General features: G+C 63.8%; 8 protein-coding genes. 6 read left to right on the forward strand and 2 right to left on the reverse strand.

The features are described 5' to 3' along the window. Nucleotides 1-104 precede the first annotated feature (104 nt). Both BLR77_RS19035 and BLR77_RS19040 read left to right on the forward strand, forming a co-directional pair. The gene (locus tag BLR77_RS19035) at nucleotides 105-1,229 is read left to right on the forward strand and encodes an alkene reductase (RefSeq protein ID WP_074680726.1); all 1,125 of its coding nucleotides are present in this window, start codon (nucleotides 105-107) and stop codon (nucleotides 1,227-1,229) included. Between the two features lie 83 nt (nucleotides 1,230-1,312). After that, the gene (locus BLR77_RS19040; protein ID WP_083366089.1) at nucleotides 1,313-2,575 is read left to right on the forward strand and encodes an MFS transporter; all 1,263 of its coding nucleotides are present in this window, start codon (nucleotides 1,313-1,315) and stop codon (nucleotides 2,573-2,575) included. 142 nt (nucleotides 2,576-2,717) lie between these two features. Here the strand turns inward: BLR77_RS19040 and BLR77_RS19045 are convergent, their stop codons facing one another. Together BLR77_RS19045 and BLR77_RS19050 are read right to left on the reverse strand one after the other, a co-directional pair. Further along, entirely contained in the window at nucleotides 2,718-3,377 is a 660-nt protein-coding gene (locus BLR77_RS19045; RefSeq protein WP_074680728.1) for an NADPH-dependent F420 reductase, read from the reverse strand. A 90-nt stretch (nucleotides 3,378-3,467) separates the two neighbouring features. Then, nucleotides 3,468-4,229 carry an SDR family NAD(P)-dependent oxidoreductase gene (locus tag BLR77_RS19050; protein ID WP_074680731.1) on the reverse strand — a complete coding sequence of 254 codons (762 nt, stop codon included), beginning with the start codon at nucleotides 4,227-4,229 and terminating at the stop codon, nucleotides 3,468-3,470. Between the two features lie 130 nt (nucleotides 4,230-4,359). Between BLR77_RS19050 and BLR77_RS19055 the strand changes: the two genes are divergently transcribed. From BLR77_RS19055 to recD, 4 genes are all read left to right on the forward strand, one after another. After that, entirely contained in the window at nucleotides 4,360-4,947 is a 588-nt protein-coding gene (locus BLR77_RS19055; protein WP_074680733.1) for a TetR/AcrR family transcriptional regulator, read from the forward strand. Nucleotides 4,948-5,254: 307 nt separating this feature from the next. Next, on the forward strand, nucleotides 5,255-8,668 hold the full coding sequence (gene recC / locus BLR77_RS19060) for an exodeoxyribonuclease V subunit gamma (RefSeq protein ID WP_074680735.1): 3,414 nt from the start codon (nucleotides 5,255-5,257) through the stop codon (nucleotides 8,666-8,668). Next, on the forward strand, nucleotides 8,665-12,294 hold the full coding sequence (gene recB, locus BLR77_RS19065; protein ID WP_074680737.1) for an exodeoxyribonuclease V subunit beta: 3,630 nt from the start codon (nucleotides 8,665-8,667) through the stop codon (nucleotides 12,292-12,294). The genes recC and recB overlap by 4 nt, the downstream gene beginning before the upstream one ends. Then, nucleotides 12,291-14,321 carry an exodeoxyribonuclease V subunit alpha gene (gene recD, locus BLR77_RS19070; protein WP_074680739.1) on the forward strand — a complete coding sequence of 677 codons (2,031 nt, stop codon included), beginning with the start codon at nucleotides 12,291-12,293 and terminating at the stop codon, nucleotides 14,319-14,321. Before recB ends, recD begins: the two co-directional genes overlap by 4 nt. Nucleotides 14,322-14,414 lie beyond the last annotated feature (93 nt).

Consider the following 14,414-nt stretch of genomic DNA (forward strand, 5'->3'; position numbering starts at 1 on the left):
AGGGGCCGCACTCCCAATCATCAAGCCTTTGGGCGCCAGGTGCGCCCATCCGCGCCCTTGCGCCTGTCGATAAGTGCCGGCGCCTGAACCTCAGGATAGAAATCATGAAACACGCTGCTCTGTTTACCCCCATCGACATGGGACGCATCACCCTCAAGAACCGCATCGTGCTGCCGCCGCTGACTCGCCAGCGTAGCGCCCAGCCAGGTGATATCGCGACTGATCTGATGGCCACTTATTACCGCCAGCGCGCCAGTGCCGGCTTCATGGTCAGTGAGGGCACCCAGATCGAACCGCGCGGCCAAGGCTATGCCTGGACGCCGGGTATCTATAGCCAGGCTCAGATCAATGGCTGGCGTAAGGTGACGAAGGCGGTGCATGCCGAAGGTGGAGTGATCTTCGCCCAGCTCTGGCACGTTGGTCGCGTCTCCCATAATGCGCTTCAGCCTGGGGGGCAGGCGCCCGTGGCGCCATCCGCCATTCAGGCGCAGAAGGTCAAGGCGTTCATTCAGACCGGCCCTGGTGTTGGCGAACTGGTTCAGCCGTCGCTTCCACGTGCACTGGAGTTGGCTGAAATCCGCGATCTGGTCGGGCAGTACGCCCAGGCGGCACGCAATGCCATCGAGGCTGGTTTCGATGGCGTGGAGATTCACGCTGCCAACGGCTATCTGGTCAACCAGTTCATCTCCGCACATTCCAACCAACGTGATGATGTTTACGGTGGCTCGCTGGAGAATCGTCTGCGCTTCCTGCGCGAGATCGTGGAAGCCGTAGCCGCTGAGGTAGGGGCGGACCGTCTTGGTGTGCGCTTCACTCCCTTGTTCAGCAGCACTGATCAGGATCGTGTGTACATCGGCCTGGTCGAAGAGGACCCGCATACCACCTACATCGAAGCCATCAAGGTACTCGAGGCCGCAGGTGTGGCCTATGTGTCGATCGCCGAGGCGGACTGGGACAACGCACCGGACCTGCCCGAGAGCTTCCGTCGCGACGTACGCGCGAACTTCAGCGGGAAGATTCTCTATGCCGGTCGTTATACCGCCGAGCGTGGTGAGCGGCTGATCGAGGCGGGCCTGGCAGACCTGATCGCATTCGGTCGTCCCTTCATCGCCAACCCCGATCTGCCCGAACGCATCGCCAATGGCTGGCCGCTCAACCCGCTGGATCCTGCCACTGTCTATGGTGGCGCGGAGAAGGGCCTGACGGACTACCCGACCTACTCGGGCTGACGTTCACATCTGGCGGCGTGTCCTCGACGCGAGTGTACGAGGACACGCTTGCGTAACTGCTCACTGCGTAGGAAGTCTTCGTCATGTCTGTCAAATCCGTACCGACCAAACGCGATGTTACGCCTGGCCTGGCGCATCCAGCCTTGGCTGGCAGCGAGGTCCGTGCTCCGTCGGTCGCAGCAGTGGTCCTGTGTATCCTGCTCGTCGCGCTTACGCTGCGCCCTGGCATCGTTTCCATGGGGCCATTGCTGACGTCGATAATCAACGAGTTGGGATTGACTCATACCCAGGCCTCGCTGCTGACCGCGATTCCAACCTTGCTGATGGGATTGCTGGCATTGCCCGCACCCTGGCTGGCGCATCGATTTGGGCGGGACCGGATCATCCTGCTGGCGCTGATTGTGCTGGGCGCCGCGATCATCTTGCGTGCGCTGGCTGGCTCTATCGGACAGTTGTTTGCCAGTACTGCGGCGGTCGGGGCGGGCATTGCGGTCGCCGGAACCCTGTTTTCCAGCTACGTGAAGGCGCGCTCGCCGAATCGTATCGCGTTGTTCATGGGTATCTATGCAACGGCCATCGGTCTGGGCAGCACGGTCGCTGCGGTGGCGACCGGCCCGATCGATCAGTTGATTGGTGATTGGCGTTGGGCGGGTGGTTTCTGGGTACTGCCGGCACTATTGGCGATCATGGCCTGGGCGGGCATCGAGCATCGGAGCCTGAGAGCGCCGGTATCTACCTCTTCGACCCAGATGCCCAGGATGCCGCTGCGCAATCCCACGGCCTGGCTGATCGCACTGTTCTTTGCCTGCAACAACCTAGTGTTCTACGCCCTGATCGCCTGGTTGGCACCGATGTATATCGAGCGTGGCGAGACCGCCAGTTCGGCTGGCTTGATCCTGGCCAGCTACACCTTGGGATTCATGCTGGCCAATCCGGTATTTGGCTTGCTCAGCCGCAGCGATGATCGACGTCTGTTGCTTGCCGCGAGCTCCAGCATCGCCTTGCTGGGCAGCCTGGCGATGGCGGTTGCGCCTGATGCCATGCCGCTGGTGACTGCTGCGATTGCGGCTTTTGGCACCGGAGGTGCCTTCACCCTGGGCATGACCTTGCCGCTGGACAATGCTTCGACACCTGAGGAGGCTGGCGCCTGGACTGCCTTTGTGATGTTGCAGAGTTATCTGGTCGGCGCTGCCGGTCCGTTGCTCGTGGGATATCTACGTGACAGTGCGGGTCACTTCCAGTCGGCCTTGTGGCTGTTGGTGGCGGTAGGGGCGCTGATGCTGCTGGTGACTCCGTTCTTGCAGCCCCACCACAAGCGAAAGCTGAAGGGGTGCCCCTGTTGTTGAGCTCTTTTGTGTCCCACGGCGGCAGACGTAGGGCTTTGTCGTCGAGGTGATCTGAACAGCTTGCGCCTTGGGTCAGCTAGCTGTGACTTTGGGCCATTACTTGGCGCGCTTTCTGATAACCCGGAAGGCGCGTGGAAAGGCGTTAACCACCATTTGTGGTAAGTGCGGGATCTGCCTTGGCAAGATTGGCGGTGAGTTCGACCCTGGTCTGTCGGTCTTGTCGCCAGGCGGGCTGACCAGGCGCATTGCGCCAGGACTCGCTCAGAGGGCTGTGATCGACGGCGTCGAAACCAAACTGATCGTACAGCTGCGTCACCCATTCCACAGCCTCTGGATAGTCACTGGAGAGCGCCAGGGCAAGGCGCTCCGGTGAGCCCTTTGGCCTGTTCCAGAGCGTGATCCGAGGTGCCTGGATATGTGTAAACGCCTTTACTACCTTTGAGTCAGGAAGCTGCAACTGACGGAGTTCGTGAGCGGTTTTCTCGCCCGAATCGATCATCGGATAGTGGCCGTCTCGCCAGATCATGTAGTTGTTGGTGTCGATCACGATCTTACCGGCCAGTTCTACAGTCGGCATGTCGTTGACCAATTTCAGCGGGACGGCTATGACGATGAAATCGCCTTGTGCGGCTGTTTGCGCTGCGGTGGCAGCACGCGCAGATGGTCCCAACTCATCGATCAGATCCTTGAGCGTTTCGGGGCCACGAGAGTTTGCGATGACAACGTTGTAGCCGCTCGCGATGGCGGCGCGTGCAATCTGGCTGCCGACTTCGCCGGCCCCGATGATGCCAATGGTAGTCATATGTTCTATTTCAGCTATGGGAGATAGCTGTGCAGAAGAGCACGGCTATCTCACCGTTTATCTTGTGGAAGGGGAGGTAAGGCTGTGGCGTCAGATGCTCAATCCACCCGCCACATCAATCACTCCACCAGTCATGTAACTGCCATTGGGGCCGGCCAGGAAGCAGACCACGGCTGATACTTCTTCAAGCGTAGCGATGCGGCGTATCGGATGCAGGTCAAGCAATGCGGCGGGAGCGCCATCATCACCCAGCACCTCTGAAGCCATGTCGGTGGGCATGACACCGGGCTGGACGACATTCACCGTGATATTGCGACCGCCCAGATCGCGTGCAACGCCTTTGGCGTAGCCAATGAGGGCAGCCTTGGAGCCTGCGTAATCGGCGGCACCCTGGAAGGGCACATGGGTACCCAGCAGAGAACCGATGAAGACGATCCGCCCGCCGTTCGAAAGAGCAGGAGCGGCCGCGCGGGTAACCGCCACCGAGCCCATGACATTGATCTGCCATTGCCGATCGAGGTTCTCGATGTCCAGAGCGGGATCGTCAACCGTCTTGCCCTGCACGGCGATGGCGGCGTTGTTGACGAGAATGTCGAGTTTGCCGAAGTGAGCGAGCACCTCATCGACCAGGGGCTTCGCAGCAGACATATCGGCCTGATCACTCTTGATCGCCAGGGCACGAACGCCTTTGGCTTTGAGTTTTTCCACCACTGCCTCTGCCTTGTCGGCAGAGGCCACGTAGCTGATTGCAACATCCGCCCCCTGGTCAGCAAGCGCTTGCGCCGTGACGGCACCCAGGCCGCGAGAGCCACCAGTAACCAGCGCCACCTTGCCTGACAATGGCTTTTGCATATGAAACCTCGTATCGATGAGTGATGTTCTTGGTAGTGTAATGGTCATTACGATAACGGACGTTATGTTTTTGGACTTGGCGCGTCAAGAGATTTAATATCGATCGTTATGAAATGAGTGAGGTAACAAGATGGGACGTCATCGCGAGTTCGACGTGGATCAGGCACTCGACGCTGCGCTTACCGTTTTCTGGCGCAAGGGGTATGAAGGTGCGTCATATACCGACCTGACGCAGGCGACAGGCGTCGAGCGACCAGCCCTCTACTCGGCCTTCGGTAACAAGGAAGCGCTCTTCCTGCGTGCTCTCGAGCGCTACTACGTGCATTACCTTGCTTTTTTCCCCGCTGCGCTGGATCAGCCTACGTCACGCCAAGTGGCGCAACACATCCTGCGCAGCGCAGTCGAGTTGAACACCCGCTACCCAGAGCACACTGGATGTCTAGGCATTCACGGGGCGATTGCCGGCTCGGACGATGCGGAGCCTATCCGGCAGGCGCTCATCGACGCTCGTGCCGCCGGTGAAACGGCTCTGCGTGAGCGCTTCGAGCGAGCTCAGCGAGAGGGGGACCTTCCTGCAACGGCCAACTGCGCGGTATTGGCAGCGTATGTATGTGCGGTCCTCCACGGCATGGCGGTGCAGGCCAAGGCAGGCTTCAGTCGGGAGATGCTGGACATGGTGATCGAGCAGGCGCTGGCTACCTGGCCGTCAGATCACTAGAACGATATGGATGGTCAGGCACGCTGATTCGTAGATCATTGTTACCCGGTACTGCTTACCTTGCTGGCAAACATGCTCACGCTGAGATCCACGAAGCTGCGCACCTTGGGCTTCATGTAGCGGCTAGATGCGAATACGGCATGAACGGGCGCTGGTGTCTTCGCCCACTCGGGTAACACGGGTGATAAGGCACCATCCGCCACGTAAGGCTCAGCATCTCGATTAGTTGAGAGCTCGCTTGTTGACGGCGCACCTCGCCACCAAATGCTGGCAAACTTGCGCTTCGTTTTTCGACAGGAGTCAGTCGATGCCCGCCAGCCCGGAGTTGTCCCCCGGCCTTATCGTCATTCACGGCAACCACCTCGAAGAGCTGCGCGCTCTGGCGGTGCAGTGGATGCGGCGCTATCCGCTGCGGCCGTTGGAGAACGAAGTGCTGCTGGTGCAGAGCAATGGCATCGCCCAGTGGCTCAAGCTGGCGCTGGCCGAGCGTGATGGCTGCGGGATTGCGGCGGCACTGGACGTCGACCTGCCGGCGCGCTTTCTCTGGCAGGCGTACCGCAATGTGCTGGGCAAGGACGCGATTCCGCAAGAGTCGCCTCTGGACAAGGCGCCGCTGACCTGGCGTTTGATGCGTCTGTTGCCAGGCTTGCTGGCCGAGGAGGCCTTCGCCCCCTTACGCCGCTTCCTCGCCGATGATCAGGACCTGCGCAAGCGCCACCAACTGGCCGAGCGCCTGGCCGATCTGTTCGACCAGTATCAGGTCTATCGTGCCGACTGGCTGGCGGACTGGGCCGCCGGGCAGGATCGCCTGCGCACCTCGCGCGGCGGTGAGCGGGCGCTGGAGGGCGATTCGCGCTGGCAACCCGCGCTGTGGCGCGCCTTGCTGGCGGACGTTGGCGAGCAGCACCTGGCCGAGAGCCGCGCCGGTGTGCATCCGCGTTTCGTTGCTCGCATGGGCGAACTGGACGCGCCGCCACCCGGACTGCCACGACGCATCACGGTATTCGGAATCTCCTCGTTGCCGGCCCAGGTGCTGGAAGCGCTGGCGGCCATGGCGCGTTTCAGCCAGGTCATGCTCTACGTGCACAACCCCTGTCAGCATCACTGGGGCGATATCGTCGAAGACAAGGACCTGCTACGCCACGAATATCGCCGTCAGCAGCGCAAGGGCAGGCCAGGCGCCCAGATCGGTCTGTTCGAACAGGAGGACATGCACCAGCACGGGCAGCCGCTGCTGGCCGCCTGGGGCAAGCAGGGGCGCGACTACATCAACCTGCTGGATCAGTACGACGAGCCGCAGCGTTACCGCGAGCAGTTCGAGCGCATCGACCTGTTCAGCCCGGCCAGCGAGAGCAGCCTGCTCGGCCAGTTGCAAAATGACATCCTCGACCTGCGCCCATTGGCGGAAACCCGGACCACCTGGCCGCCGGTCGACCCGGCGCGGGATCGCTCGCTGCGTTTTCACATCGCCCACAGCGCCCAGCGCGAAGTGGAGATACTCCACGACCAGTTGCTGGCCAGTTTCAGCGAGGACGCCACGCTGCGCCCGCGCGACGTGATCGTCATGGTGCCCGACGTCAATGCCTACGCGCCGCATATCCAGGCCGTGTTCGGCCAGTTCGCCAGCGACGACCCGCGTTTCATTCCCTTCACCCTGGCCGACCAGGGCCTGCGCGGCAAGGAGCCGATGGTCATCGCGCTGGAGCACCTGTTGCGCCTGCCGGACAGCCGCTTCAGTGTCAGCGAGATTCTTGATCTGCTGGATGTCGCCGCGCTGCGTCAGCGTTTCGCCATCGCCGAGGATCAATTGCCCACCCTGCGCCGCTGGCTGGAGGGGGCTGGTGTGCGCTGGGGGCTGGATGCAACCCAGCGCCAGGCGCTCGGTCTGGGCGAGAATCTGGAACAGAACAGCTGGCGCTTCGGCCTGCGGCGCATGCTGTTGGGTTACGCGGTGGGTACGGGCGACGCCTTCGCCGGCATTGAGCCGTACGACGAGATCGGCGGGCTCGATGCCGCGCTGATCGGTCCGGTGACACGGCTACTGGAAACCCTCGACCAGCATCTGCAGCAACTGCGCGAGCCGGCCACGCCGGTGCAGTGGGGCGAACGCCTGTGCGGCTTGCTCGACGATTTTTTCCTGGCGCAGAACGACCGTGAAGAGGTGCTGACGACTCAGTTATTCGATGCGCTGGATGCCTGGCTGGCGCTGTGCGAGGCGGCGACGCTGGACGAAGCGCTGACCCTGCCGGTGGTGCGCGAAGCCTGGCTCGGTGGGCTCGATCAGGGGCGTCTGAGTCAGCGGTTTCTCGCCGGTGCGGTGAATTTCTGCACCCTGATGCCGATGCGCGCGATCCCGTTCCGCCAGGTCTGCCTGCTGGGCATGAACGATGGCGACTATCCACGCAGCCAGGCGCCGCTGGATTTCGACCTGATGGCTGGTGATTACCGCCCTGGTGACCGTTCACGCCGCGAGGATGACCGCTACCTGCTGCTGGAAGCGCTGCTGGCGGCGCGTGATCGTCTCTATATCAGCTGGGTAGGGCGCAGCATCCGCGACAACAGCGAGCGACCGCCGTCCGTGCTGGTCGGCCAGCTGCGCGACCATCTTTCCAGTGCCTGGACATTGGCTGGTGGCGACGACCTGCTGCATGGCCTGACCACCGAGCACCCCTTGCAACCCTTCAGCCGCCGCTACTTCGATGGTGAGGCGCAGCTGTTCAGTTACTCCCATGAGTGGGCCGCCCTGCATGGCCGTGTCTCGACTGGCGAGGCCGCTGCACCCTTGCCGGCGTGGGAAGACGGCCAGCAGCTTTCGCCCGAGCTGCTGCAATCGTTCCTGCGTGATCCGGTGAAATGTTTCTTCACCCGCCGCCTCAAGGTGTTTCTCGACGAAGAGGAGCAGGTGCAACTCGACAGCGAGCCGTTTGCCCTCGACGGTCTGCAGCGCTATCAGTTGCAGGAAACCCTGCTCAAGGCGGCGGTCGCAGGCGACGGGGACAGCGACGCTGCGCTGAGGTTGGCAGCCGACCGCCTGCAGCGCAGTGGCGTCCTGCCACTGGCCGGTTTCGGCGAACAGTATCGCAATGCCTTGCTGGAGCCACTGCCAGCGCAGTTGCGGCGGTATCAGGGGCTCTGCCTGTGCTGGCCGACCGTGCTGGAGTCACCGCAGCGCCTGGCTTTCGCCGCAGCTGGTGTTGAACTCGACGGTTGGCTTGCCGGGCTGCGGCAGAAGGCCGACGGCAGCCTGGCGCGCCTCGAGCTGCTACCGGGGGCGCTGCACAAGGACAAGAGCTGGAAGTGGCATCGCCTGCTGCGGCCCTATGTGCTGCACGTCATTGCCGCGGCCTGCGGCGTGCCGCTGACCACGCTGCTGGTCGGCGAGGATCGTAGCCTGGCCTTCGAACCTCTGTCTGCGGAACATGCTGCCGGTGTGCTGGCCACCTGGCTGGAAGCCTGGAATGCCGGTATGCAGGCGCCGTTGCCGGTTGCCCTGAAAACCTCGCTGGCCTGGCTGCAAGACAATAACGAGGACAAGGCGCGTAGCGTCTACGAGGGGGGCTACAACCTCTCCGGTGAAGTCCAGGGCAGTGCCAGCCTGGCCCGGCAGTTCCCCGATTACGCAGCGCTGACCGTCGATGGCCAGTTCCCGGCATGCAGCGAGCGGTTCTACCAGCCGCTGCTCGACAGTCATCCCCAGGCGCTCGAAGAGGACGCCGCATGAATCGACAGCGCCCACTGGCCCTGACTTTTCCCCTGCACGGCAGCCGCCTGATCGAGGCCAGCGCCGGTACGGGCAAGACCTTCACCATTTCCGCGCTCTACCTGCGGCTGATCCTCGGCCATGGGGGCGACGCGGCGTTTCGCCAGGCCCTGCTGCCGCCGCAGATTCTGGTGGTGACCTTCACCGATGCCGCCACGCGCGAATTGCGTGATCGAATCCGTGCGCGCCTGGTTCAAGCCGCGACCGTATTCCGTGGCGACGCCCAGGGCGACGACCTGCTGCGCGAGTTGCGCGGTGATTTCGCGCAGACGCAGTGGGACGAGTGCGCCCGTCGTCTGGAGCTGGCGGCGCAATGGATGGACGAGGCCGCCGTGTCCACCATCCACGGCTGGTGTCAGCGCATGCTGCGTGAACATGCCTTCGACAGTGGCAGCCTGTTCAGCCAGACCCTGGAGACCGATCACAGCGAGCTGCTCGCCGAAGTCGTGCGCGACTACTGGCGACAGCACTGCTACCCGCTGCAGGGCGCGGCGCTGCAATGGGTGGCAAGTGTCTGGGGAGCCCCTGTCGGCCTTGGCGCCAGGCTGCGTCCCCTGCTGGGCGAGGACAGTGAAGGCGCGACGCAGACGCTGGGCGAGTTGCTGGGCAGCGCGTTGCAGCGGCGCGAACAGGCGCTTGCCGAGCTCAAGTCACCCTGGCCGGCCTGGGCCGATGAGCTGCAGCTGCTGCTGGATGCGGCTGTGGCGGCCAAACAGGTAGACGGCAAGAAGATTCAGGCGCGCTTCTATAACCCATGGCTGGAGAAACTGCGTGATTGGGCTGGTAGCGAAGAACCGCGCCTCGATCTGGGCACGGGTTTTACCCGCCTGACTCCCGACGGTCTGGCCGAAGCCTGGAAGGGCGAGGCGCCCAGTCATCCGGCGTTGGAGGCCATGGCATTGCTCAAGGCGCAGCTCGACGCCTTGCCCGACCCCGGCGAGGCCGCCTTGCGCCATGCTGCGGCCTGGGTGCGCCAGCGCTTCGACTGGGAGAAACGCCAGCGTGCGGAGATGGGCTTCGACGACATGCTCGTGCGCCTGGACGCTGCCCTGCAGGGCAGCAACGGCGCGCGTCTGGCCGAGGTGATTCGTCTGCAGTTCCCGGTGGCGCTGATCGACGAATTCCAGGACACCGACCCGCTGCAGTACCGCATCTTCGATACGCTCTACGAGGTCGAGGCCAACCGCGACGACTGCGGCCTGTTCATGATCGGCGACCCCAAGCAGGCCATCTATTCCTTCCGTGGCGCTGACATTCACACCTATCTGCGTGCGCGCCGTGCAACCAGTGGCCGGCATTACAACCTGGAGAAGAACTTTCGCTCCAGCCAGGCCATGGTCGATGCCGTCAACGGTGTTTTCCTGCGGGCCGAACAGCGTGACGGCGGCGAGGGGGCGTTCCTGCTGCGTGACGATCTGCCTTTCATCGAGGTGGGTGCGCAGGGCCGGCGCGAGGTGTGGAGCGTCGATGGCCAGGCGCAGCCAGCCCTGACGGTGTGGCAACTGGCGAGCGATGAGCCGGTTGCCAAGGGCGCCTATCTGGATGCCATGGCGGCCGGCGCGGCCAGCGAGATCGTGCGCCTGCTGGATCTGGGCCAGCGCGGGCAGGCCGGTTTTAGCAAAGAGGGCACGCTGACTAGCCTGCGGCCCAGCGACATCGCTGTGCTGGTACGCGACTTCAACGAGGCACAAGCCATTCGCGGTGAGCTGGCGGCGCGCGGCGTGCGCAGTGTCTACCTCTCCGACAAGGATTCGGTGTTCGCTGCCCAGGAGGCACGCGACCTGTTGCTGTGGCTGCGCGCCTGCGCCGAACCGGATCAGGATCGCCCGCTGCGTGCGGCGCTGGCCAGCGCGACGCTGGGGCTGGCGTTGAGCGAGCTGGAGCAGCTCAACCTCGATGAGCGCACCTGGGAGCGCCGGGTCATGCAATTTCGCGACTACCGCCAGCGCTGGCAACGCCAGGGCGTGCTGCCGATGCTGCGTCAGTTGTTGCAGGACTTCGAACTGCCGCAACGGCTGATGGGGCGTGACGATGGCGAGCGGGTGTTGACCAACCTGCTGCACCTGGCCGAACTGCTGCAACAGGCTGCCGCCGAACTCGACGGTGAACTGGCGCTGATTCGTCACCTCGGCGAGCTGCTGGCTGGCGAGGGGCAGGCGGCCGACGAGCAGGTGTTGCGTCTGGAGAGCGACGAGGCGCTGGTGCGTGTGGTGACCATCCACAAATCCAAGGGGCTGGAGTATCCGCTGGTGTTCCTGCCGTTCATCTGCGCCTTCCGCCCGGTGGATGACAAGAAGCCGCTGCAGATTCATGACGGCGAACGCCGCCAGCTGGTGCTCAAGGCCGATGACGACAGTCTGCTGCGCGCCGAGCGCGAACGCCTGGGTGAAGACCTGCGCCTGCTCTACGTGGCGCTGACCCGCGCCCGGCATGCCTGCTGGCTGGGTGTGACGGATCTGAAGATCGGCAACGGCAAGAAGTCGCGTCTGCATGAATCGGCGTTGGGCTACTTGCTCGGGGGCGGCTCGCCTCTGGCGGCCAGCGGCGAGCTTGCCAGCTGGCTCGCGCCGTTCGCCAGCGCACTCGATAGCGCCGTGTCGCCTGTGCCGCCGGCCAGTGAGCAGCGTTATCGCATGATCGAAGATGGGCAGTTCGAGCCACACTGGCGCACGCCGATACGACGCGCCGCCGAACATTGGTGGATTGCCTCCTACAGTGCACTGCGCCTGGACGAGGACGCCCCCAGTCAGGTCAGTCGTCACGAAGACGCCGCGCCCGACAGCCCGGCGATGCAGAACGCCATCGACGATGAGGATCCGTTGCTGGCCCTGGCGCCGCTGCCGGCATCCGCCCAGGGGCTGCATCGTTTCCCGCGTGGGCCAAACCCCGGCACCTTCCTGCACGGCATTTTGGAAATGGCGGCGCAAGAAGGGTTCGCGACCCTTGCGCAGGACCCACCGAGGCTGCGCGAGGCGTTGGCCAGGCGCTGCCAGCGGCGCGGTCTGGAAGGCTGGATCGATCCGTTGCAGGACTGGCTGCTGGCGCTGCTGAGCCAGCCGCTCCCACTGGCGGGCGCGGATAGCGTGGTGCTGGCGCAACTGACGCAGTATCAGCCCGAGCTGGAGTTCTGGTTCGAGGCGCGTGGCGTTGACGTCAGGCTGCTGGATCAGTGGGTGCAGCAGTGCGAGTTGCCGGGCGTCGCCAGGCAGCCACTGCGTGCCGATACCCTCAACGGCATGTTCAAGGGTTTCATCGATCTGGTATTCGAACATCAGGGGCGTTACTACGTGGCGGATTACAAATCCAACTGGCTCGGTAGCGACGACGGTGCCTACACCCGTGAAACGATGGAGTTCGCCATCGCCAGCCACCGCTATGACCTGCAATACGTGCTCTATGTGCTGGCGCTGCATCGACAGCTGCGTCTGCGTCTGCCGGATTACGATTACGACCAGCATGTGGGCGGCGCGCTCTATCTGTTCCTGCGTGCGCCACAGCAGGGCGCCTACCTGGCCCGGCCGCCTCGTGAGTTGATCGAACGCCTGGATGCGCTGTTTATGGGTGAAGCAGCGGAGGGTGTGGCATGAGTGCGATGCTTGCGTCGGCGCTGCATGATCGCGCCGAACTCTTTGCCCTGCTTTCTACCTGGAGCGAACGTGGCTGGCTGCGTGAACTGGATCGGGCGCTGGCGCAGCTGTTCGCCGAACTGGACCCGGACGCTTCGCCCTTGCTGCTGCTCGGCGCTGCACTGGCCAGCCACCAACTGGGCCAGGGCCACGTCTGCCTCGATCTGGCGGCCACGCTGGCCAACCCGGATTTCACCCTGTCTCTGCCGCCGGAAGGCGAGGATGCGCAAGAAGCGATGATCCTGCCGTCTCAGGTGCTGGCCGGGCTCAGCCTGGAGTCCTGGCTGGCGGCCTGTGCCGGCAGCTCGCTGCTGGAATCCGAAGGGGCGCCGCTGGTGCTCAGCGGCGCCTGCCTTTATATGCGCCGTTACTGGAACTATGAGCGCCAGGTGGCTGGCGACATCGCTCGGCGCCTGCAGGCGAGTGCTGCGGCGCCTAGCGATCTGGCCGTGCGCCTGGCCTCACTGTTTCCCGAACCGCTGGTGGTGGACGGCCAGCGCCTCACTGACTGGCAGAAGCTGGCCTGTGCCATGGCGGCGCAAGGGCGCTTCACCCTGATCACCGGTGGGCCGGGAACCGGCAAGACGACTACAGTGGTACGTCTGCTGGCGCTGTTACAGGAGGCTGCCATGGCCTCTGGCGAGCCGCTGCGCCTGAGCCTGGCAGCGCCTACCGGCAAGGCAGCCGCGCGGCTGACCGAATCCATCGGCGCTCAGGTGCAGTCGTTGGCGCTGGACGAGCGGGTGCGGGAGCAGGTTCCAACCCTGGTGACGACGCTGCACCGCTTGCTGGGCAGTCGTCCCGGCAGCCGCCATTTTCGTCACGATGCCGCCAATCCCTTGCCACTGGACGTGCTGGTGGTCGACGAGGCGTCGATGATCGACCTCGAGATGATGGCCAGCCTGCTGGATGCCTTGCCGGCGCATGCGCGCCTGATTCTGCTGGGCGACAAGGACCAGCTCGCGTCGGTGGAGGCCGGCGCGGTGCTGGGGGACCTGTGCCGGGAGGCGGAAAGCGGTGGCTACAGCGAGGCGACGCGTACTTGGCTGGAAAGCCAGACCGGCGAGCGGCTCGAGGACCCGGCGCTGGTGCCCGGTGACAGGGCGTTGGCGCAACATATCGTCATGCTGCGCCACTCGCGCCGCTTCGGCAGTGGCTCGGGTATCGGGCGTCTGGCGCGTGCGGTGAATCTGGGCGATGCGCAGTCGGCCCGCGCGACTCTGGCAACCGGTGCGCATGATTTGCACGTGTTGCGTTTGTCAGGTGAGCAGGATCGTGCGCTGGAGCGACTATTAATAGAGGGGCAGGGCGGCGGCGAGCCTCGTCCGCAAGGGTATGCACATTATCTGCAGGTGATGCAGGCGGAGCGTCCGGCTCCAGATGCTGACTCCCAGGCCTGGGATCGTTGGGCCGGTCGCGTCCTGGCAGCGTTCGATCAGTTCCAGTTGCTCTGTGCGGTTCGCAAAGGTACATGGGGCGTGGAAGCGCTCAACGAACGTATTGCCGAAGCGCTGGTAAAGCGGGGCCTGCTTGAGCAGTCGCATGGCTGGTATGAAGGTCGGCCCGTGTTGGTAACGCGCAACGACTACAGTCTGGGGCTAATGAACGGCGATATCGGCATCGCGCTGCGTCTGCCCGAGCCGCCTGAGTTTCCAGGTGCGCCTGTACGCGAGGTGCTGCGCGTTGTGTTCCCGCGCAATGACGGCAGTGGCGCCTTGCGCCATATCCTGCCCAGTCGTCTGAGCGCGGTGGACACCGTGTTCGCCATGACCGTGCACAAGTCGCAGGGCTCGGAGTTCGCCCATTGCGCGCTGATCCTGCCCGACAGCCTCAATCCGGTGTTGACCAAGGAGCTGATCTATACCGGCATCACGCGGGCGCGTTACTGGTTCAGCCTGGTCGAAAGCCGCGCGGGCATCTTCGAGCAGGCTGTGCAGCGGCGCGTGGCGCGACGCAGCGGCCTGCGCGAAGCTCTGGAAAAGCAATAAAATTGAAATATAAGCTTGACGCGCATTCTGCTGGCGGTAGAATGCGCGCCACTTCAGCGATGAAGCGCTTCAAAAACTGCTTGTTAATCAATA

Origin of the sequence: Ectopseudomonas alcaliphila (assembly GCF_900101755.1) — a bacterium.
Lineage (GTDB): Bacteria > Pseudomonadota > Gammaproteobacteria > Pseudomonadales > Pseudomonadaceae > Aquipseudomonas > Aquipseudomonas alcaliphila.

Coding starts and splice junctions, on each gene's coding strand:
- BLR77_RS19035 (WP_074680726.1), top strand. CDS start 105: ATGAAACACGCTGCTCTGTTTACCCCCATCGACATGGGACGCATCACC.
- BLR77_RS19040 (WP_083366089.1), top strand. CDS start 1,313: ATGTCTGTCAAATCCGTACCGACCAAACGCGATGTTACGCCTGGCCTG.
- BLR77_RS19045 (WP_074680728.1), bottom strand. CDS start 3,377: ATGACTACCATTGGCATCATCGGGGCCGGCGAAGTCGGCAGCCAGATT.
- BLR77_RS19050 (WP_074680731.1), bottom strand. CDS start 4,229: ATGCAAAAGCCATTGTCAGGCAAGGTGGCGCTGGTTACTGGTGGCTCT.
- BLR77_RS19055 (WP_074680733.1), top strand. CDS start 4,360: ATGGGACGTCATCGCGAGTTCGACGTGGATCAGGCACTCGACGCTGCG.
- recC (WP_074680735.1), top strand. CDS start 5,255: ATGCCCGCCAGCCCGGAGTTGTCCCCCGGCCTTATCGTCATTCACGGC.
- recB (WP_074680737.1), top strand. CDS start 8,665: ATGAATCGACAGCGCCCACTGGCCCTGACTTTTCCCCTGCACGGCAGC.
- recD (WP_074680739.1), top strand. CDS start 12,291: ATGAGTGCGATGCTTGCGTCGGCGCTGCATGATCGCGCCGAACTCTTT.